Source organism: Georgenia subflava (genome assembly GCF_009193155.1).
Lineage (GTDB): Bacteria > Actinomycetota > Actinomycetes > Actinomycetales > Actinomycetaceae > Georgenia > Georgenia subflava.
In genome coordinates this window covers 174,384-194,203 of sequence record NZ_VUKD01000002.1, presented here as the reverse complement: position 1 = coordinate 194,203, position 19,820 = coordinate 174,384, and the positions used below count along the sequence as shown (strand labels likewise).

Sequence of the window (19,820 nt, the reverse complement as noted above, 5' to 3'; positions counted from 1 at the left end):
GGCGCTCGTCCGCCGGCCGGCCCGGCGCTCAGGCAGCGAGCAGCCGGCTGACGAGGTAGACCGGGACGCCGGAGACGAGGAGCACGAGCACGGCCGCCGCGAGCGCGGGACGGATCCGGTGGGAGGCGGGGAACCGACCGAACAGCACGTGCAGCGCGGCGGTGAGGATTCCCGCCGCGAGGCCGACCAGCATGCCCGGCACGGTCCCCACCCCGGCGAGCACCGTCCCGATGAGCAACCCGATCCCGCCGCCGACGACCGTGGCGACCGAGGCAACGAGCTCGGTACGTGCCGGCACCGCGGTGGTGGCGGCGGCCGCCGCGATGGTGGCGGCGGCGGTGACGACGAGCGCCTCGGTCACCTCACCGGTGTCGATGGCGATCCAGCCTGCCGCGGAGACCACGACGACGGCGCCGGTGACCACGCCCGAGACCGACTCGACCAGCCGCGGCCGACCGTCGCGCCGGGCCATCTGGTGGACGAAGGCGGCCACCACGGCCAGCCCCATGACGACGGCGAGCTCGCCGGCCCCGGCCAGCCTGACCACCGCCAGGCCCGCGAGGGCCGAGAGCGCGATGACGATGCTCGCGCCGCGCCGCGTCGGCAGCTCCAGGAGGCGCGGCCAGCCGAGGGCGAAGAGCGTGCCGAGAACGAGCACGACGCCGGTGAGGAGGTTCTGCGAGAGATACCCCGCCACGGCGAGGAGCGCGGCACCGGACGCGGTGACGGCTGCCCGGCTCGATGCCCCCATCACGGCGCGGCCCCGGTGACTCGCGCGTCCGCCGCGGGCCCGTGGGTGTCCGCGTGGCCGGACGCCGCCGGGAGCTCCGGGGTCGACCGGCCCGTACCGGGGAGAGTTGCGTGCGCGGCCACCGCCCGATTGTGACAGACGGCCGCCGAAGTCCGGACGGCCGGCCTTCGGCGGCGGCGCGGGCAGGGCGGGGTCCTGCGCCGCCGGGGCGGACCGGGCGGGCGGACAGGCGGACAGGCGGACAGGCGGACAACGGTCGGCGGCCGTGTGGGGCCCAGCCGATGGGCCGTCTGGAGTGCGGCGACGGCACCGGGTCCGGGGCCACTACAGTGAGGCGACGCGGGAGGAGGGGATCAGTGGCCGAGCTCGTGCTGCTCACCGCCGAGACGGGCGGTCCCGCCCACGTGCTGCCCTCCCTCACGCTGCTCGGTCACCAGGTGACCGTCGCGCCGATGGCCCCGGCGGCCGTCGTCGACCATGCCGAGGCCGCCGTCGTGCTCCTCGACGCCCGTCGCGACCTCGTGGCGGCGCGGAACCTGTGCCGCCTCCTGAGCGGGCCGATGGACTCCCCGCCCGTGCTCCTGGTCCTCGCCGAGGGCGGGTTCACCGCCGTCACCCGGTCGTGGGGCGCGGCCGACGTCGTCCTCGCGAGCGCCGGCCCCGCCGAGGTCGAGGCCCGGCTGCGGCTGATCACCGAGGGTGCGCGTCCGAGCGAGACGGAGCAGGCCGCGGAGCAGGTGGAGGCGGGCGAGCTGGTCATCGACGCGTCGGCGTACACCGCCCGCATCCGGGGACGCATCCTCGACCTGACCTACAAGGAGTTCGAGCTCCTCAAGCACCTCGCCCAGCACCCGGGGCGGGTGCACTCGCGGGCGCAGCTGCTCCAAGAGGTCTGGGGCTACGACTACTTCGGCGGCACCCGCACCGTCGACGTCCACATCCGTCGCCTCCGGGCCAAGCTGGGCAGCGAGCACGACCAGATGATCGGCACCGTGCGCAACGTCGGGTACCGGTTCGACGTGCGCGGCCGGGACACGGCCGACGACGCCGCCCAGAACGCCCGACCCGAGGCGCTGGTGGAGCCCTGAGCCCGGCTCTCGGCACGCTGTCCCCAGACCTCCGCAGCCCCCTTGCGCGTGAGCGGACCCCCTGACGTACAGTGGTGCGTGACGTCGGGTCGCGAAAGCCCCGGGCTCCAACACAAGCCGCCAAGAGCGGCCTTCGCGCCGACTGGCGCTCTCCGGCCCGGCGTCCTCACACTCCGCCTCTTTCGCCCTCGCGGTCGCGGGCGGTCGGTGCGTTCGGCGTCGCTGTCGCGGCGGTTCCACCGTTGAGGTCGCGGGCGCCCAGCATTGCGGTCGCCAGCGTCCGGCGTCGCCGTCGCGGCACGTTCGCGTCGCGGTCGCGGGCGTCCGGCGTCGCTGTCGCACCGGCTTCGGCGTAGCGGTCGCCGGGCGTCCAGCCTCGCGGTCGCGGGCGCCCAGCGTTGCGGTCGCGGCGCAGATCCGTCCGCGGCCGCGGCATGCCTGTCCGCAAGGGGTCCAAAGCCGCCCCGACAGAATGCTCGCCCTTCACTGAAGTGCTCTAGCCTGATGCCGGCAGTCCATCCCCTGTTCATCCCCGAGGGAGCACTCTGGTGCGATTTCGCCCCACCCCGCGCGACGCGTCGTTCTTCGAGCTCCTCGCCGGGACCGCCGAGCATCTGGTCCGCGGCGCCGAGCTCCTCACCCGGCTGCTGGGGGCCGACCGCACGCAGCGGGCCGACCTCGCCGCCCAGCTCCACGCCGTCGAGCACGACGCCGACGAGAACACCCACGCGCTCCTGCGGAAGCTGAACCAGACCTTCGTCACCCCGTTCGACCGGGACGACATCTACGCCCTGGCGTCCACGCTGGACGACTGCATGGACGACATGGACGAGGCCGGCGACCTCATCGTCCTCTACAAGATCGGCGACCTGCCCGCCGGCGTGAGCGACCAGGTGGCCGTGCTGCAGCGCTGCGCCGAGCTCACCGCCGAGGTCATGCCCAGGCTGAAGTCCATGACCGGGCTGAGCGACTACTGGGTCGAGATCAACCGCCTCGAGAACCACGCGGACCAGGCGTACCGCCGCCTCCTCGCCGACCTGTTCAACAACGGCCAGGACCCGATCGCGATCATCAAGCTCAAGGGCGTCATCGACGCGCTCGAGTCGGCCGCGGACTCCTTCGAACGGCTCGCGAACACCGTCGAGACCATCGCACTCAAGGAATCCTGACGCGCAGTGGACCTCGTCCTCGTCCTTGTGCTGGTGGTCGTCACGATCGCCCTCGTCTTCGACTTCACCAACGGCTTCCACGACGCCGCCAACGCGATCGCCACCTCGGTATCTACCCGGGCGCTCACCCCACGCGTCGCTCTGGCGATGGCGGCGGTGATGAACCTCGTCGGCGCGCTCCTCGGCACCGGGGTGGCCGAGACCATCGGCTCGGGCATCATTTCGCCGCCGGGCGGGGCGAACGGTCTCGCCGTCGTGCTCGCGGGGTTGATCGGCGCCATCGTCTGGAACCTCATCACCTGGTGGTTCGGGATGCCGTCGTCGTCCTCGCACGCCCTGATCGGTGGGCTGATGGGCGCCGGGCTCGCCTCGGCCACCCAGGTGCACTGGACGGTGATCGGCGAGAAGGTCGCCCTCCCGATGGTGCTGTCGCCGCTCGTCGGCTTCGGCCTCGCGTACGTCGCGATGCTCGCCGTGCTGTGGATCTTCCGGTCCCGGCCCTACCAGCGCACCATGCGCCGCTTCCGCTGGCTCCAGACCGTCTCGGCCGCGGCGATGGCCCTGGGCCACGGCCTCCAGGACGCGCAGAAGACGATGGGCGTGATCGTCCTCGCCCTGGTCGCCGGCGGCCTGCACGAGGGCACCTCGATCCCCCTGTGGGTCAAGCTCGCCGCCGCGACCGCGATCTCCCTCGGCACCTACGCGGGCGGCTGGCGGATCATGCGCACGCTGGGCCGCAAGGTCATCGAGCTCGACCCGGCCCGCGGGTTCGTCGCCGAGACCGTGGCGGCCTCGGTGCTGTACTCAACCGCTTTCCTGTTCCACGCACCGGTCTCGACCACGCAGACGATCACCTCGGCGATCATGGGTGTCGGTGCCACCAAGCGGCTCTCCGCCGTGCGGTGGGGCGTGGCCGGCAACATCGCCGTCGCCTGGGTCCTCACCATCCCCGCCGCGGGCACCGTCGCTGCCGGCCTCTACCTCGTCCTGAACGTGGTCCTTCCCTGACCCACCGCGCCCGCTTGTCCCGGTCCCACTGCCTCCCGTGCGGGACTCACCCCGCGCCTCGACGCGGCAGCACCGAAAGACACCTTCCGCACCGCTCCGCCGGCCCGACGACGACCACAACGTGCCGCTCGTCGACGCAGCGGGTGTGCGGCACTCCCCGGGGGTACTCCCCATGACGGCGGGCCGTTGCGGACTTTGCCCGGCGATATCCTGGCCGCAGATCTCCTTCACCCCGGGAAACGCTGATCCTCCTTCACCCCGAGAACTCGGAGCACCATGAACCGCCCTGCCCGCACAGCCCTCACCCTTGCCGCCCTCGTGGGGCTGACCGGCACGCTCGCCGCCTGCGGCGGTGACGTCCTCGCCCTCGAGGTCGGCGACTGCGTGAACCAGTCCGACCTGCAGGACACCGAAGTGAGCTCGGTGACCACGCTCGAGTGCTCGGAGCCGCACGACGCGGAGATCTTCGGCGCGGTCACGCACGACGACGGCGACTTCCCTGGCGAGGACGAGGTCAAGTCCGAGGCGCAGGAGGGCTGCATTACCCGGTTCGAGGAGTTCGTCGGTGTGCCCTACGTCGAGTCGGAGATCTACTTCTCCACCCTCTCGCCGAGCGAGCAGAGCTGGAACCAGGCCGACGACCGCACCTCGCTGTGCATCATCCTCGCCGAGGAGAAGATGACGGGCTCCCTCGAGGGCGCCAACCGCTGACTTCGGCTCGACGCCGCGCACGCGAGAGCCCGGCCGGTCCGAGGACCGACCGGGCTCTTCCCGTCACTACGCGGTGCTCACCCGAAGTCGGTTCGCGGTGCTCACCCGGAGTCAGTGCGGAGTGCTCACCCGGAGTCAGTGCGCGGTGCTCACCCGAAGCGGCCCGAGATGTAGTCCTCGGTGTCCTTCACGGACGGGCTGGAGAACATCTTCTCGGTGTCGTCCATCTCGATGAGGTGGCCCGGCTTGCCGGTGCCCGCGATGTTGAAGAAGCCGGTGCGGTCGGAGACGCGGGCGGCCTGCTGCATGTTGTGGGTGACGATGACGATCGTGTACTCGTTCTTGAGGTCGGCCATCAGGTCCTCGATCGCCAGCGTGGAGATCGGGTCCAGCGCCGAGCACGGCTCGTCCATCAGCAGGACCTCGGGCTTGACCGCGATAGCCCGGGCGATGCAGAGACGCTGCTGCTGACCGCCGGAGAGTGACGAGCCGGGCCGGTCGAGGCGGTCCTTGACCTCGTTCCACAGGTTCGCGCCGCGCAGCGAGGACTCGACGAGCTCGTCGGACTCGGACTTCTTCATCTTGCGGTTGTTCAGCTTCACGCCGGCCAGGACGTTGTCCGCGATGGACATCGTCGGGAACGGGTTCGGCCGCTGGAAGACCATGCCGACCTGACGGCGCACCTGGACCGGGTCGACCTCCGGGGCGTAGAGGTTCTGCCCGTCCATGACGGCCTCCCCCTCGACGCGAGCGCCGGGGATGACCTCGTGCATGCGGTTGAGGGTGCGCAGGAAGGTCGACTTCCCGCAGCCGGAGGGCCCGATGAGGGCCGTGACGGACCGGGGCTCGATCGTCATGCTGACGTCCTCGACGGCGAGGAAGTCGCCGTAGTACACGTTGAGGTTCTTGACGTCGATGCGCTTAGACACTGGCGTTCCTTCCGGGGCGGAGGGGGCGGGCCACCGGACGGGCGGCGGACGTGCGGGCGGTCTCGGTCACGAGGCGCCCTTCGGGGAGAAGTATCGGCTGACCAGCCGGGCGACGAGGTTGAGCAGCATGACGATCGCGACGAGCGTGAGGGCCGCCGCCCAGGCCCGCTCGTACCCGACGCCGCCCTGGGCGTACTGGCGGTAGGCGAAGACCGGCAGCGTCGCCATGCGGCCCTCGAGCGGGTCGTTGTTGATGTTCGCGATGATGCCTGTCGTCATGAGCAGCGGAGCGGTCTCGCCGATCACGCGGGCGATGGCGATCATCACCCCGGTGGTGATACCCGCGACGGCGGTGCGCAGCACGACCTTGACGATCGTGAGCCACTTCGGCACGCCGAGGGCGTAGGAGGCCTCGCGGAGCTCGTTCGGCACGAGCCGCAGCATTTCCTCGACCGACCGCACCACGACCGGGGTCATCAGCACGGCGAGCGAGACCGCGCCCATCACGGCGGACCGGTAGGCCGGGCCGACGAGGATCGTGAACAGCGCGAAGGCGAACAGGCCGGCGACGATCGACGGGATGCCCGTCATCACGTCCACGAGGATCGTGATGGCGCGCGCGACCTTGCCCTTGCCGTACTCCACCAGGTAGATCGCCGTGAAGATGCCCAGCGGGATGGAGATGGCGGAGGCCAGGCCCGTCACCCACAGCGTGCCGATGATGGCGTGCAGCGCGCCGCCCTCGCGCATGTCGCCGAAGATGCCCGTCATGTCCGTGGACAGGAAGTCCCAGCTCATGATGGACACGCCCTCGACGATGACGATCCATACCAGCGAGACGAGCGGGATCATCGCCACCACGAAGGCACCCGTGACCAGCGAGGTGGCCAGCCGGTCCTTGGCGTCGCGCTCGCCCTCCACGACCCGGGCGATGGCCCAGTTCGCGACGACGAACAGGATCCCGCCGACGAGGAACACCGAGGCCACGGTGGGCGTGCTGACGACGGTGAAGAAGAGGAACGCCACCAGCAGCGAGCCGGCGAGGACGGCCCAGGGGGTCCAGCCGGGGAGCTTGCCGGTGCGCTCGAGACCGGTCGAGGTGGTGGGCGCGGTCATCAGTTCGCTCCAGAGAACTCGGCACGGCGGGCGATGATCCAGCGAGCCAGCAGGTTCACCGCGAAGGTGATCGCGAACAGGGCCAGGCCCGTGGCGATGAGGACGTCCGCGCCGAGCCCGGACGCCTCGGGGAACTGGTTCGCGATGTTCGCCGCGATCGACTGGTGCTGCCCGGGCTGGAGGACGTAGAAGTTGATGAGGAAGCCCGGGGAAAGGATCATCAGCACGGCCATCGTCTCGCCGAGCGCCCGCCCGAGGCCGAGCATCGAGGCGCTGATGATGCCGGACCGGCCGAACGGGAAGACGGCCATCCGGATCATCTCCCAGCGGGTCGAGCCCAGCGCCAGGGAGGCTTCCTCGTGCAGTCGCGGGGTCTGCAGGAATACCTCGCGGATGGTGGCGGTGATGATCGGCAGGACCATGACGGCGAGCACGATCCCCGCCGCCATGATGTTCTTGGCGGGCGCCTGGAACCCGGCGAAGACCGGGATGAAGCCGAGCGTCGACGAGAGCCACGCGAAGAGGGGCTCGAGCACGGGCACCAGCCACGCCATGCCCCACATGCCGTAGACGACCGACGGGATGGCGGCGAGCAGGTCGACGAGGTAGCCGAGGCCCTGCGCGGCCCTGCGCGGGGCGTAGTGGGAGATGAACAGGCCGATGGCGACGGACAGCGGCACGGCGATCAGCAGGGCGATCACCGAGGAGAGCAGCGTGCCGAAGATCAGCGGCGCGATGTAGCCCACCAGGCTCTCGCCCCGCATGAAGCTGATCTCGTCGTACTGGGCCTGGGACGCTGTGATCGCGGGCCACGAGCGGAAGAGCAGGAAGCCGGCGACCCCGGCGAGGATCACGAGGATCGCGAGTCCGGCGCCGGTGGAGACACCGGCGAAGACCTTGTTCCCCAGGCGGCCCGGCGCGTCGCTCAGCCGGGCGGCGGGGCTGCCGCCAGGCGAGGCGTCAGTGGTGCTGGCGGATGCCACGGGTCCTCCGGATGGATGCTCGTCGGGTCGGGCAGGGCGTTCGGTCGGTGTCGGCGCGCCCGGGACCGGGCTCGTGCCGGCGCGCACGCGGGCAGGCGCCGTCGGCCGGCCATCGACAGGCGAGGGTCCCGCTCCGGGGACCGTCCGCTCGAGGACCGACCGCTTGAACGGTAGGTCGAGCGGGTGACCGCGAGGCGGGCGTCAGGTGAACACGAGGTGAACCCACCCTGTCGGATCGCTCACAACCGCATGCCGGCACCGTCACGCTCCCCCGGCCGAGATCTGTGCGATCGCGGCGTTCACGCGCTCGCGCAACGCGTCCGAGATCGGCGCCGAGCCGGCGACCGACGGGTCCGCCGCCCTGGCCTGCCCCTCCTCGGAGGCGATGTACGTCAGCAGGGTCTTGATGTTCTCGACGTCCCGCTCGCTGTCGTAGGTCGAGCAGGCGATCGTGTAGGAGATGAGCACGATCGGGTAGGTGCCGGACTCCGCCGTGTCCCGGGCGAGGTCGATGGTCAGCCGCAGGTCGGTGGCCCCCTCGCTCGGGGGCGAGACGTCGACGACGGCAGCGGCGGCCTCTGGCGAGAACGGCACGAACTCGTCGCCGACGCCGACCGCGACGGTGCCGAGGTCCTCGGTGACCTGGGCGGCGTCGATGTACCCGACGGTCCCCTCGGCCGCCTGCATCGTGGTCACGACGCCGGACGTCTGCGTCCCGGACTGCGTGCCCGAGATCGGCCAGGTCTCGCTGGGCTCGTGCGGCCACGCGTCACCGGCCGCCTCGGCGAGGTACTCGGTGAAGTTCTCGGTGGTCCCCGAGTCGTCCGAGCGGTTGACCGGCACGATGTCGAGGCTCGGGAGCTCGACGTCGGGGTTCGTCGCCGCGATGGCGGGGTCGTCCCAGGTGGTGATCTGCCCGTCGAAGATCTGCGCCAGCGTCACGGGGTCGAGCTGGAGGTGCTCGGTGCCGAGGTCCGGGAGGTTGTAGGCGACGGCGATCGGGGAGATGTACAGCGGCAGCTCGACGACCTCGCCGCCGAAGCACCGCTCGCTCCCGTCCTGAAGCTCCTCGGGGCTCATGGCGGCGTCCGAGCCGGCGAACTTCACGGCGTCGTTGAGGAACATCTCCCGGCCGGTGCCCGAGCCGACCGGGTCGTAGGAGACGAGCACGTCGGGGTGGTTCTCGTTCATCCACGCGAGCCAGCCGGTCATGGCGATCTCCTGGGAGGACGCGCCGGCACCGGGGAGCGGGCCGGACAGGCCCGAGCCGTCGCCGCCACCGCCGCAGGCGGTCAGCGCGAGCACCAGGGCGCCGACTGCCCCGGCACCGGTCGCCCGACGGGATCCTGCCTGCACGTCCACGCCCCTCACGTCTGCCGGAAACAGCCGCGCTCACTCTATGGGGACATCCGCGACTGTTCCATCGCGGACCCCACCCTGGACGCGTGAGCCGGCTCGCACGACGACCGCGGGCGGGGCCGCGCCCCCTCGTCAGGAGCACGACCCCGCCCGTGGCGGTGCGGATCAGCGGGTCAGGCGACCGAGATCTGGTCGATCGCGGCGGTGACCTTGGCGCGCAGGTCCTCGGAGATCGGCGCCGAGCCGGCGACGCTCGGGTCGGCGGCGCGCTGCTGGCCCTCCTCGGAGGCGATGTAGGTCAGCAGGGCCTTGACGTTCTCCGCGTCCGACTCCGTCTCGTAGACCGAGCAGGCGAAGGAGTAGGAGACGAGCACGATCGGGTAGGCACCGGACTCGGCGGTGTCGCGGGCGAGGTCGATGGTCAGGCGCAGGTCGGTGGCGTCCTCGGTGGCCGGGGAGGCGTCGACGACGGCGGCCGCGGCCTCCGGGGAGAACGGCACGAACTCCTCGCCCACACCGATCGCGACGGTGCCGAAGCCCTCGGGGACCTGGGAGGCGTCGAGGTAGCCGATGGTGCCCTCGGCGGACTCGAGGGTGGAGACGACGCCCGAGGTCTGGGCGCCGGACTGGGTGCCGGTGATCGGCCAGGTCTCGCTGGCCTCGTGCGGCCAGGCGTCGCCCGCGGCGGCGGCGAGGTACTCGGTGAAGTTCTCGGTGGTGCCCGAGTCGTCGGAGCGGTTGACCGGCACGATCGCGGTGTCGGGCAGCTCGACGTCGGGGTTGGTCTCGGCGATCGCCGGGTCGTTCCAGGTGGTGATCTCGCCGGCGAAGATCTGGGCGAGCGTCTCGGGCGCGAGGTTGAGGTTCTCGGCCTCGACGCCGGGGAGGTTGTAGGCCACGGCGATCGGCGAGATGTACAGCGGCAGCTCGACGACCTCGCCGCCGTAGCAGCGGTCGGCGCCGGCGGCCAGCTCCTCCTCGTCGAACATGGAGTCGGTGCCGCCGAACATCACGGCGCCGTTGAGGAACATCTCGCGGCCGGTGCCCGAGCCGGTCGGGTCGTAGGAGACCTGCACGTCGGGGTTGGCCTCGGAGAAGCCGGCGAGCCAGCCGTTCATGGCGTTCTCCTGCGAGGAGGCGCCGGCGCCGGGGAGCGTGCCGGACAGGGCCGCGCTCTCCTCGCCGCCCGCGGTCTCCTCGGAAGCGCCGTTCTCGGCGTTGCTGCTCCCGCAAGCCGCGAGGGTGAGCGCAAGGGCGCTGATCGCGGCGACTCCCGCCAGGCGGCGGCTACCTGCAAGCTTCACGGTCATTCCATCCTCTGTCTCGGTGGGCCAGGACCAGGGGGCGCCCGACCAGAAGCGACGCTAAGCAGCGCGGGTGACTTCCCCGCGGGCAGACGATGAACGCAGCGTGAACTCTGCTGTCTTTCGGGTCACAGTTCGGCAACGCCGCGCCCCGGGGTCAGGGCAGGATGGGCGCGCGGTGCTTCTCCAGGGCGACGACGACGACGCCGCGCCCCTGCCGCTGGGCCACGTGCACCACGAGCAGCTCCGCCGTCTTCAGCCACGGGTCGGACCTGGGCACCTGCTGCATGATGCGGTGCGGCGTGAGCTGTGCGACCTCCTTGACCACGGTGGGCAGCACCGGGCGGTGCGTGCAGAGGGCCACGGGCACGTCGCGGGTGGTGAGCTCGTGGCGGACGAGCTCGCGCACCGGCCTGGGTTTCTTCTCGTGCGCGTGCTCGGTCAGCTCGGCCCGGACGAGGGCACCGATCCCGGTCGCCTCCTGGTACGGCCGCACGGTCGCCGCGCAGCGTTCCCACGGCGAGGTGATGACCTCCTCGACGCCGTAGGCCGCGAGCACCGGGACCAGTCGTTGCGCCTGGAGCTCGCCGGCCGGGGTGAGCGGTCGGGTGGACTCGTCGCCGCGCCAGGACGAGCGCTTGCGGGCGCGGGCGTGGCGCACGACCACCATCGTCCAGGTGCGCAGCCGCTTGTCCTTCCACTGGTCGACGAGGACCCCCAGCGGATCGCGGTCGTGGGCGTAGGTGAGCATCTTCGCGGCCTTGCCCACCTCGACCCAGCGGACGTCGTCGATCTCGCTCTCCTTGGCCGGGTAGACCTCGGCCCGGCACGCCACGCTCTGCGCGTCGTCGTCGACCTCGTGCGCCGCCCAGTAGTGCGTGATCTTCGTCCGACCGTCCTTGAGCCGGTGCCGCACGGTCGGCAGCGGCTGTCCCAGCGAGACGTGCACGCCGGTCTCCTCGGCGACCTCGCGCACGGCGCACTCGACGAGCGACTCCCCCGCCTCGAGCTTGCCCTTCGGCCAGGCCCAGTCGTCGTAGCGGGGCCGGTGCACGAGCAGGACCTCGAGCTTGCGGTTGCGCACGCGCCAGACGAGGGCGCCGGCGGCCTCGACCGCCGAACGCTGGCTCACCGGCTGGCTGCCACGCGGCGGCGGGCCCGGGCCATCAGCATCTCCTGCAGGTCGTCCAGGCGCTCGCCGTCCGCACCGATGTGCCGGCGGTGCCAGCCGTCCCGCTCGAGGTGCCAGGTGGCTGTGGTGTCCGCCATCGAGACGTCGAGGAGCTCGACCAGGAAGTCGATCTGACCCTGGTCGGAGATGCGGATGAGGGCCTCCACCCGGCGGTCGAGGTTGCGGTGCATGAGGTCGGCCGAGCCGATCCACACCTCGGGGTCGCCGGCGTTGGCGAAGGCGAAGACGCGGGCGTGCTCGAGGAAGCGGCCGAGGATCGAGCGGACCCGGATGTTCTCGCTCAGGCCCGGCACCCCGGCCCGCAGTGCGCAGATACCGCGCACGACGACGTCGACCGGGACCCCGGCCTGGCTGGCGCGGTACAGGGCGTCGACGAGGGTCTCGTCCACGATCGCGTTGACCTTGAGCTTGATCCACGCGGGCCTGCCCTCGCGGTGGTTGACGATCTCGCGCTCGATGCGCTCGACCAGGCCCGGACGGACCGAGCGGGGGGCCACCAGGAGCCGGTGGAACCGGGTGCGCGGCGCGTAGCCGGAGAGCTGGTTGAACAGCCGGGTGAGGTCCTGGCCGACGTCGCGGTCGCAGGTGAGCAGACCCAGGTCCTCGTAGCCGCGTGCGGTCTTGGGGTTGTAGTTGCCGGTCCCCACGTGGCAGTACCGGCGCAGGCCGTCCGCCTCCTGGCGCACGACCAGCGAGAGCTTGGCGTGCGTCTTCAGGCCGACGATGCCGTAGACCACGTGCACCCCGGCCTGCTCGAGCTTGCGCGCCCAGGAGATGTTGGCCTGCTCGTCGAAGCGGGCCTTGATTTCCACGATGGCGAGGACCTGCTTGCCCGCCTCGGCCGCATCGATGAGGGAGTCCACGATCGGGGAGTCGCCCGACGTGCGGTACAGGGTCTGCTTGATCGCGAGGACCTGTGGGTCCGCCGCCGCCTGGGCCAGGAACTGCTGCACCGACGTGGAGAAGGAGTCGTACGGGTGGTGCAGGAGGATGTCCCGCTCGCGGATGGCGGCGAAGAAGTCGGTCGGGTTCGCCGACTCGACCTCCGCCAGTCCCTGTGGCGTGACCGGGACGAACTTGGGGTACTTCAGCTCCGGCCGGTCCAGGTCGTGCACGATCTCGAGACCGGTGAGGTCCAGCGGGGCGGGCAGGCGGAAGACCTCCTGCTCGACGACGCCGAGCTCACGCTTGAGCAGGTCGAGGACGTGGGGGCTGATGCCCTCGGCGACCTCCAGGCGCACCGCGGGGCCGAAGCGTCGGCGCGTCAGCTCCTTCTCCAGGGCCTTGAGGAGGTTCTCGGCGTCGTCCTCCTCGACCTCGACGTCCTCGTTGCGGGTGACCCGGAAGGTGTGGTGCTCGACGATCTCCATGCCGGGGAACAGCGCGTCGAGGTGGTGGCCGATGACCTCCTCCAGCGGCACGAACGCGGTGCGGCCACCGGCGTCGGCGGGCACGTCCTCCGGGCGGTAGGGCTTGCCCTCGGAGTCGACGGCGATGAAGCGCGGCAGCAGGGGCGGCACCTTCACCCGGGCGAAGTGCTCCTTGCCGCTGGTGGGGTTGCGCACCAGCACCGCCAGGTTCAGCGAGAGCCCGGAGATGTAGGGGAAGGGGTGCGCCGGGTCGACGGCCAGGGGCGTCAGGACGGGGAAGATCTGCTTCCGGAAGAACTTGTGCAGTCGCTCCTGCTCGCTCTCCGCGAGGGACTCCCAGTGGAGGAGGTCGATGCCCTCCTCGGCGAGCTTGGGCTGGACGTCGTCGGCGAAGACGCGGGCGTGCCGCTCCGCCAGCTCTTTGGCGCGGTGGCTCAGCGCGTCCAGCACCTGGCGCGGGGACAGGCCCGACGCCGCCGGCACGGCCATGCCCGTGGCGATCCGGCGCTTCAGGCCGGCCACGCGGACCATGTAGAACTCGTCGAGGTTCGAGGCGAAGATCGCCAGGAACCACGCCCGCTCGAGGATGGGCAGCTCCTGGTCCTCGGCCTGCTCGAGCACCCGCTCGTTGAACGCGAGCCAGCTGAGCTCCCGGTCGGCGAAGCGCCCCTCGGGCAGGTCGGCCTCCCAGGGCGGCAGGTCCTCCTCCGCGGCTTCCGCCTCGGCGGCCTCGACCTGCCGGGTGAGCGAGGCCGACGACGACGAGACGCCGCTGAGCACGCGGGTCATCGCCCGGGCCTGCGCGGCGAGTTCGTCCTCGTCGTCGTCCTCGAGGCGGGCCAGCTCGTCCGCCCCCTCCTCGTCGCCGACCGTGGCCTCGGGTGCGGCGTCCGGGGCGGCGTCGGGCGCTCCGGACGACGCCTTCTGGCCGTTCACGTCCGCGGGGTCGGCCCCGACCCCGTCCACGGAGGTCTCCTCGGTGCTGCTCATGGAGCCAATCGTGTCATCAGAAGGTGTCCGGCGCGTGACGCAGCAGCTCGGATCTCGTCCCGGCCGCAGACCGGCATCCGCTGCGGTCCCGTCGGCGGCCCGTCGGCGACCGCGGACGACCTCTTCCGGGGGCGCGGCGAGGGCCGTCACCGGTACTGGACGTCGGTCGCGACCGTCTCGAAGCCTGCCCGGGCGTAGGTTCGCAGGGCGGCGGTGTTGTCCCCCTCGACGTAGAGGGTGGCGCGGCGCAGCCCGCGCGCGGCCATCTCGGCCAGGGCGAGGTCGGTGAGGGCGCCGCCGAGACCGCGCCCCTGCGCCTCGGGGTCGACCCCGACGGCGTAGATCTCGCCGTCGTGCTCGCCCGGGACGACCTTGACCCACATCGAGGCGAGCGGCTGGGCCTGCGGGGCGCCGGCCGGCCGGGCGAGCCACAGCAGGGTGGGGTCGAACCAGTCCTCCGCCTCACGGGCGCGCAGGTCGGCCACGGTCATCCGGCCCTGCTCCGGGTGGTCGGCGAACGCGCGGGCGTTCAGCCCCACCCAGGCCTCCTCGTCGGCGCCCACCTCGAAGGTGGTGACGTCGACGTCGCTGCGGGGGGCGGCGGGTTCCTGCCGGTCCAGCGGCGCCGCCATCTGGAGCAGCTCGCGCACGACCTCCATCCCGGTGGCGGCGGCGAGCGCCCGGGCCCCGGGGAGGTTCCCGTGCGCCCACACCGCGACGCCGGGGACGCGCTCGCGCACGGCGTCGACGAGCGCACGCCCGACGCCGCGACGGCGGTGGTCGGGGTGGACCGCCAGCTCGGCGCTCGCTCCGCCCTCGGGGCCGGCGTCCACCTGTGCGTAGCCGGCGAGGCCGTCCTCGCCCGGCACGAGGAGGTGGTGGACCTGGCGCAGCGGCGTGCGCACCTCGAGCAGCGTCTGCTCCGAGAGCGCCTCGACGCCGTCGGCCGCGGCCACCGCACCGGCGAGGCCGAGCACTGCCGTCGCCGCTGCCTGGTCCAGTGCGTCCGTCTCGATCATGCCGCAGCCTCCCGCTCGATGGTCCGGCTGCCATTCCATCGGGCGGGAGCCGTGGGCGCAATCGCGGCTCAGCGGGTCGGCGGCAGCATCCGGCGCGAGACGTCCGCGACCGTCGTCGGACCGGGCGTGGCGTCGGCGATGAGGGGGCCGGTGCCCTCGGAGAGGTCGACGATGCCCGCCTCGGCCCAGGTGTGGAGGCCGTCGAGGACGTCGGCGGCGAGCTCGTTGTCCGCCGTGTCGGTGTTGGTCCACAGGTCGTCGAAGAGCTTCTCGACCCGCAGGCGCGCGTGCCGGCACGCGGCGTCGGCGAGCTTCTGCGCGGCCCGGCCGGTGGCGGCGTCGTCGTCCTCGAGCTGCATCTGCGCCCGGGAGCACATGGCGGCGATGGCGAACAGGTCGGCCCCGATGTCGACCACCCGGCCGAGGAACGCCTGGCGGTGCTCGAGGCCACCCTGCCAGCGCGCCATGCCGTAGAAGGTGTTGCGGGCGAGGCGGCGTGAGCTGCGCTCGACGAAGCGCAGGTGGGTGGCGAGCGGGCCGAACTCGGCGTAGGAGGTTGGCACCTGGCCGGGGCCGGTGAGCAGCTTCGGCAGCCAGCCGGCGTAGAAGGCGCCGGCCCGTCCGGCCGCGCGGGCCTTGCCGGCGAGGTCGACGTCGGGGTCGATGATGTCCCCGGCGACGGCGAGGTGGGTGTCGACGGCCTCCCGCGCGATGAGGAGGTGCATGATCTCCGTCGAGCCCTCGAAGATGCGGTTGATGCGCAGGTCGCGCAGCACCTGCTCGGCCGGCACCGCTCGTTCGCCGCGGGCGGCGAGGGACTCGGCCGTCTCGTAGCCGCGGCCGCCGCGGACCTGGACGAGCTCGTCGGCGACCTGCCAGGCCACCTCGGAGGCGTACATCTTGGCGAGCGCGGCCTCGATCCGGATGTCGGTGGCCCCGGCGTCGGCGAGGTGCCCGGCCAGCTCGACGACCGACTCCTGCGCGTAGGTGGCGGTGGCCATGAAGGCGATCTTCTTGGCGACGGCGGCGTGCCGGCCCACCGGGCGGCCCCACTGGACACGCTCGCGGGCCCACTCGCGACCGATCTTCAGGGACCACTTCGAGGCGCCGACGCACAGCGCCGGGATGGACAGCCGGCCGGTGTTGAGGGTGGTCAGGGCGATCTTGAGGCCCTGGCCCTCGCGACCGAGGACGTTGGCGGCCGGGACGCGGACCTGGTGGAAGCGGGTGACGCCGTTCTCCAGGCCGCGCAGCCCCATGAAGGCGTTGCGCCGCTCGACGGTGATGCCCGGCGCGTCGGCCTCCACCACGAAGGCGGTGATGCCGCCGCGGCGGCCCTCGGACTCGGGCACGCGGGCCATGACGACGAGAAGCTCGGCGACGACGCCGTTGGTGGACCAGAGCTTCACGCCGTCGAGGAGGTAGTCGCCGTCCTCGGTCGGCGTGGCGGTGGCGTGGAGGCGGGCAGGGTCGGAGCCGACGTCGGGCTCGGTGAGCAGGAAGGCGGAGATCGCGCCCCTGGCGCACCGCGGGAGGTAGGCCTGCTTCTGCTCGTCCGTGCCGAACTGCTTGACCGGCTCGGGCACGCCGATGGACTGGTGCGCGGAGATCAGGGCGCCGAGCGACGGGCTGACGGTGCCGATGAGCATCAGCGCGCGGTTGTAGTGGACCTGCCCGAGGCCCAGTCCGCCGTACTCGGTGGGGATCTTGATGCCGAAGGTGCCGATCCGCGCCAGCTCGGCGATCACCTCGTCGGGGATCTTCGCGTCACGCTCGATCTGCAGGGGGTCCACCGTCCGCAGGACCGTCTCGAGCTCGGCGAGGTAGGCCTTGCCGCGGGCGTCGAGCTCGGGCTCGGGCCGCGGGTGCGGGGTGATCAGCTCGGGGCGGAAGCGCCCGAGGTAGAGCTCCTTCGCGAAGGAGGGCTGGGTCCAGCCAGTCTCGCGGGCGGCCTCGGCCACCTGCCTCGCCACGCGCTCGGTCACCTCGGGGGCCGGGGTCGCCTGCCCGTTCGAGGACTTCTCGGTCGTGCTCTGGAACTGCTCGGTCGCAGTCATGGATGCCTCCCGCCGTCGTTGCCGGTACTGGCAGTATCACCTATTTCTGCGGGGATGCAAGGGCCGGACGCCGCGGTCCCGCGATGGTGCCGCGGAATCCGAGCACGAGGATTGCGGCGACCACGAGGTGCAGCGTGGCGAGGACGGCGGTGGCCTCCGGCGTCGCCGCGGCCGGCGGACCGCCGAGGGAGAGGACGAGGACGACGGCCGCGGCGGCCGTCCAGATGCGCCGAGCCCGTGCGGTCCACCGCTCCAGCAGCACGAGCAGCGCCCAGCCGAGGAGTCCGGCGGCGAGGCTGGTGAGGTTGATCGGCAGGATGCCGACCTCCTGGACGAGGCCAGTGCCGGGACGCAGCGCGAGGTCGATCCCGAGGATCGGGCCGGCGACCGCGCCGAGAGCGGTGGCGGTGGCCATGGCGAGCAGGACGGTGAACCAGCGCCGGCGGTGCACGCGGGAGCGCGCCCAGGCGGCGGAGGCGGTGCGGGGGTCTTGGGCCGTGTGCATGGCAGACAGCCTCGCGGCGACGCCCGCCCGCCGGGATCGGCCGGACGGCCAGGACGCGTCGACGGACGGAGCGCCCAGGACCTACTTTCGTCGCGGGCTCAGTCCAGCCGCTCGGCACGGTAGAGGGCCGCGGCCTCCTCGAGCTCCTCGGCGGTGGCGAGGAGCGCACCCGCGCGACGGGTCACCCGGAAGGCGAGGTCGTCGTCGTCCTCCTCGATCCAGTCGGCGTGCAGCGCGGAGCCGGTGGCCAGCACGCGCAGGAACGCGACGGCGCGGTCGAGGGCGACGGCGAGGTCGCCGTCGAAGAGGCCGGAGAGCACCTTGTCGACGACGGTGGAGACCTCGTCCGGTCCCGGCGGCTCCTCCACGCCGGCGACGGCACCGGCGACCTCGGCACGCTCGAGGCCGAGGCGGTACCGGTCGGCCACGGTGGCCGGGTCGCGGCGCACCCACTCGCGCAGCAGGTACAGGCGCCACAGGGTGCCGGGCAGGGTGGTGTGCGGGCTGCGGGCCCACAGGGCCGCGATCGCGTCGAGGCCCTCGGTGTCCACCAGCGTCACGAGCCGCCGGACCAGGTCGGCGTCCTCGGCGTTCTCACGCCCGCCGTGCACCAGGGCCTGGGCGGTCGTGTGCGCCACCTCCGACCGCATGGCCGGGTCCTCGTCCCCCTCGATGAGCTCGGCCTGGGCCGGGTCCAGCATCGCCGGACGGCGGAAGTGTCGTTCGCTCATGCGTCCTGCTCCCCCTCTGGTTCGGGTGCCTCGTGCCGCCCCAGGTTCTGGGACCGCCCGTGCCGCCGACGCTACTCGTCCACCCGACCACCGTGCAGTCCGGGAGCACAGCCGGCGCAGGTAACCTGTTCTCCCGTCGCCCGGCATCGCACCGGGTGGCCGGGGCCTCTAGCTCAATCGGCAGAGCAGCGGACTTTTAATCCGCGGGTTGTGGGTTCGATCCCCACGGGGCCCACCGAAGATGGATGTTCAGACCCCCAACGTCAGCGAGCTTGACAACCTCTCTCGGACCCAGCCTGGCCTCGCAGGTCAGCGGCGCTGCTGCGTGGAGCGACGGATCGATCAGCGTGCCGAAGGGCTCGCTCGGGTTCGCAACCACCATATCGTCGCCTCCTGGTGAACTCGGAGACTCGCTCATGCGGGATGCCTCGAACTAGCGGGTCTCGGCATGCTGAGCCTCGGCCTTGACCCACTCTGCTGCGCGGAGCTTGGCGAGCCTGACTTCTTCGGCCTCGTCGAACTCGTACCACTCCACGCTCGGCTGGTCCGGAAGGACGCCGCGAAGGTACTCGCCGAGGAAGTGCAGCGGGCCTTCCCAGCCGATCGCGGGACTGAACTTGTCGCCTGACAGGTCGGTGTGGAAGACGTCAGCGATGGAGGCGTGCTCCAGCTCCAGCCACGTCCCGTCCTCCCCGTGTGCGGTCAGTCGCACCTCGACCTGATCGGCCTCGGTGCGGTCCGGCGGAACCCACTCCAGCCGGAGCAGGTTCGCGGCATCGCAGGCGAGAATCCTCCCGCTGGCCTGGCCCTCGAACGCGTAGTGTCCGCCCTCGCGGAAGTCGCCAGCGACCGGCAGGAAGAAGCGGTCGATGCGATCGGGTGTCGTGACGGCAGCCCACACGTGCTGGATCGGCGCGTCGAAGCGACGGCGGAGCACGACGGCGTGGGCCGGCCCGCCAGCAATCTGGCGCTCTGTGACGCTGCGCTCCACCAGCGGGATGCTTGCGTCCTGAGGTGCGATTCAGTCATTGTTCTCCCCTTTCTGAGGGTCGCCGACCGGCTGGTCGGCATGGTGGTGAATCTGGATCAGGTTTCCGCAGGTGTCGTCGAACACCGCGGTGGAGGTCTCGCCCATGACGGTGGGGGGCTGAGTGAAGTGGACGCCGAGGGCGCGGAGTCGCTCGTACTCGGAGCTGACATCGTCGACGGCGAACGAATTGAAGGGCGTGCCTTCCGCGGTCAGCGCGTCCCGGAACTGCCGCACGGCGGGATGGCTGGTCGGTTCGAAGACGAGCTCGACGCCGTCGGGGTCCAGGGGAGACACAACCGTGACCCAGCGGTCCTCTCCAACCGGGACGTCGTGCTTGGTGACGAACCCGAGCACCTCGGTGTAGAACCGCAGGGCGTGCTCCTGGTCGTCGACGAACACGCTGACCCACGTCACCCGCATGCCCGGTCGCGCGGCCCCAGCCGGCGGGGCGATGGTGCGGGTCGGTGACGTTTCGGCTCGCTCGGTCAGCCAGCTCTCGACGATCGGT

At 71.8% G+C, this 19,820-nt stretch carries 18 protein-coding genes and 1 tRNA gene; 5 read left to right on the top strand and 14 right to left on the bottom strand.

Annotation, left to right across the window (positions count from 1 at the left end; translation table 11 throughout):
* Nucleotides 1-28: 28 nt before the first annotated feature.
* The gene (locus GD748_RS07415) at nucleotides 29-751 is read right to left on the bottom strand and encodes a hypothetical protein (RefSeq protein ID WP_152194573.1); all 723 of its coding nucleotides are present in this window, start codon (nucleotides 749-751) and stop codon (nucleotides 29-31) included.
* Nucleotides 752-1,107: 356 nt separating this feature from the next.
* On the opposite strand from GD748_RS07415, the gene GD748_RS07410 reads away from it, so the two are divergent.
* The 4 genes from GD748_RS07410 to GD748_RS07395 all read left to right on the top strand — a co-directional run bounded on the left by GD748_RS07410 (nucleotide 1,108) and on the right by GD748_RS07395 (nucleotide 4,727).
* On the top strand, nucleotides 1,108-1,839 hold the full coding sequence (locus GD748_RS07410; protein WP_226920939.1) for a winged helix-turn-helix transcriptional regulator: 732 nt from the start codon (nucleotides 1,108-1,110) through the stop codon (nucleotides 1,837-1,839).
* Nucleotides 1,840-2,387: 548 nt separating this feature from the next.
* Nucleotides 2,388-3,008 carry a DUF47 domain-containing protein gene (locus GD748_RS07405; protein WP_152194571.1) on the top strand — a complete coding sequence of 207 codons (621 nt, stop codon included), beginning with the start codon at nucleotides 2,388-2,390 and terminating at the stop codon, nucleotides 3,006-3,008.
* A 6-nt stretch (nucleotides 3,009-3,014) separates the two neighbouring features.
* Complete coding sequence (locus GD748_RS07400) at nucleotides 3,015-4,016, top strand: inorganic phosphate transporter (protein WP_152194570.1); 1,002 nt, start codon at nucleotides 3,015-3,017, stop codon at nucleotides 4,014-4,016.
* Between the two features lie 276 nt (nucleotides 4,017-4,292).
* Nucleotides 4,293-4,727, top strand: coding sequence for a septum formation family protein (locus GD748_RS07395; protein ID WP_152194569.1), 435 nt, complete (start codon nucleotides 4,293-4,295; stop codon nucleotides 4,725-4,727).
* A gap of 149 nt (nucleotides 4,728-4,876) precedes the next feature.
* Here the strand turns inward: GD748_RS07395 and pstB are convergent, their stop codons facing one another.
* From pstB to GD748_RS07340, 11 genes are all read right to left on the bottom strand, one after another.
* Complete coding sequence (pstB, locus tag GD748_RS07390) at nucleotides 4,877-5,656, bottom strand: phosphate ABC transporter ATP-binding protein PstB (protein WP_152194568.1); 780 nt, start codon at nucleotides 5,654-5,656, stop codon at nucleotides 4,877-4,879.
* A gap of 66 nt (nucleotides 5,657-5,722) precedes the next feature.
* Complete coding sequence (pstA, locus tag GD748_RS07385) at nucleotides 5,723-6,772, bottom strand: phosphate ABC transporter permease PstA (protein WP_152194567.1); 1,050 nt, start codon at nucleotides 6,770-6,772, stop codon at nucleotides 5,723-5,725.
* Nucleotides 6,772-7,755, bottom strand: coding sequence for a phosphate ABC transporter permease subunit PstC (gene pstC / locus GD748_RS07380; protein WP_152194566.1), 984 nt, complete (start codon nucleotides 7,753-7,755; stop codon nucleotides 6,772-6,774). Before pstC ends, pstA begins: the two co-directional genes overlap by 1 nt.
* A gap of 261 nt (nucleotides 7,756-8,016) precedes the next feature.
* On the bottom strand, nucleotides 8,017-9,117 hold the full coding sequence (locus GD748_RS07375; protein WP_226920936.1) for a phosphate ABC transporter substrate-binding protein PstS: 1,101 nt from the start codon (nucleotides 9,115-9,117) through the stop codon (nucleotides 8,017-8,019).
* A gap of 170 nt (nucleotides 9,118-9,287) precedes the next feature.
* Nucleotides 9,288-10,424, bottom strand: coding sequence for a phosphate ABC transporter substrate-binding protein PstS (pstS, locus tag GD748_RS07370; RefSeq protein WP_152194565.1), 1,137 nt, complete (start codon nucleotides 10,422-10,424; stop codon nucleotides 9,288-9,290).
* Nucleotides 10,425-10,575: 151 nt separating this feature from the next.
* Entirely contained in the window at nucleotides 10,576-11,550 is a 975-nt protein-coding gene (locus GD748_RS07365) for an NUDIX hydrolase (protein ID WP_152194564.1), read from the bottom strand.
* Complete coding sequence (locus tag GD748_RS07360; protein WP_152194563.1) at nucleotides 11,547-13,970, bottom strand: RNA degradosome polyphosphate kinase; 2,424 nt, start codon at nucleotides 13,968-13,970, stop codon at nucleotides 11,547-11,549. Before GD748_RS07360 ends, GD748_RS07365 begins: the two co-directional genes overlap by 4 nt.
* Before the next feature lie 146 nt (nucleotides 13,971-14,116).
* Nucleotides 14,117-14,989, bottom strand: coding sequence for a mycothiol synthase (gene mshD / locus GD748_RS07355; protein ID WP_152194562.1), 873 nt, complete (start codon nucleotides 14,987-14,989; stop codon nucleotides 14,117-14,119).
* Nucleotides 14,990-15,057: 68 nt separating this feature from the next.
* Nucleotides 15,058-17,046 (bottom strand): acyl-CoA dehydrogenase family protein, encoded by a 1,989-nt coding sequence (locus tag GD748_RS07350; protein ID WP_152194561.1) that lies wholly within the window; start codon nucleotides 17,044-17,046, stop codon nucleotides 15,058-15,060.
* A gap of 40 nt (nucleotides 17,047-17,086) precedes the next feature.
* Entirely contained in the window at nucleotides 17,087-17,551 is a 465-nt protein-coding gene (locus GD748_RS07345; protein ID WP_152194560.1) for a DUF6069 family protein, read from the bottom strand.
* Between the two features lie 98 nt (nucleotides 17,552-17,649).
* Nucleotides 17,650-18,282 (bottom strand): hypothetical protein, encoded by a 633-nt coding sequence (locus GD748_RS07340; protein WP_226920934.1) that lies wholly within the window; start codon nucleotides 18,280-18,282, stop codon nucleotides 17,650-17,652.
* A 162-nt stretch (nucleotides 18,283-18,444) separates the two neighbouring features.
* Between GD748_RS07340 and GD748_RS07335 the strand changes: the two genes are divergently transcribed.
* Nucleotides 18,445-18,517: transfer RNA gene (locus GD748_RS07335), tRNA-Lys, on the top strand.
* A 198-nt stretch (nucleotides 18,518-18,715) separates the two neighbouring features.
* Here the strand turns inward: GD748_RS07335 and GD748_RS07330 are convergent.
* Nucleotides 18,716-19,273, bottom strand: a complete 558-nt coding sequence (locus GD748_RS07330) for an SRPBCC domain-containing protein (RefSeq protein ID WP_226920930.1) — start codon at nucleotides 19,271-19,273, stop codon at nucleotides 18,716-18,718.
* 30 nt (nucleotides 19,274-19,303) lie between these two features.
* Nucleotides 19,304-19,732 carry a VOC family protein gene (locus tag GD748_RS20315; protein ID WP_226921088.1) on the bottom strand — a complete coding sequence of 143 codons (429 nt, stop codon included), beginning with the start codon at nucleotides 19,730-19,732 and terminating at the stop codon, nucleotides 19,304-19,306.
* Nucleotides 19,733-19,820 lie beyond the last annotated feature (88 nt).

Coding starts and splice junctions, on each gene's coding strand:
- GD748_RS07415 (WP_152194573.1), bottom strand. CDS start 751: ATGGGGGCATCGAGCCGGGCAGCCGTCACCGCGTCCGGTGCCGCGCTC.
- GD748_RS07395 (WP_152194569.1), top strand. CDS start 4,293: ATGAACCGCCCTGCCCGCACAGCCCTCACCCTTGCCGCCCTCGTGGGG.
- pstA (WP_152194567.1), bottom strand. CDS start 6,772: ATGACCGCGCCCACCACCTCGACCGGTCTCGAGCGCACCGGCAAGCTC.
- pstS (WP_152194565.1), bottom strand. CDS start 10,424: ATGACCGTGAAGCTTGCAGGTAGCCGCCGCCTGGCGGGAGTCGCCGCG.
- GD748_RS07360 (WP_152194563.1), bottom strand. CDS start 13,970: ATGAGCAGCACCGAGGAGACCTCCGTGGACGGGGTCGGGGCCGACCCC.
- mshD (WP_152194562.1), bottom strand. CDS start 14,989: ATGATCGAGACGGACGCACTGGACCAGGCAGCGGCGACGGCAGTGCTC.
- GD748_RS07350 (WP_152194561.1), bottom strand. CDS start 17,046: ATGACTGCGACCGAGCAGTTCCAGAGCACGACCGAGAAGTCCTCGAAC.
- GD748_RS07345 (WP_152194560.1), bottom strand. CDS start 17,551: ATGCACACGGCCCAAGACCCCCGCACCGCCTCCGCCGCCTGGGCGCGC.
- GD748_RS07340 (WP_226920934.1), bottom strand. CDS start 18,282: ATGAGCGAACGACACTTCCGCCGTCCGGCGATGCTGGACCCGGCCCAG.
- GD748_RS20315 (WP_226921088.1), bottom strand. CDS start 19,732: ATGCGGGTGACGTGGGTCAGCGTGTTCGTCGACGACCAGGAGCACGCC.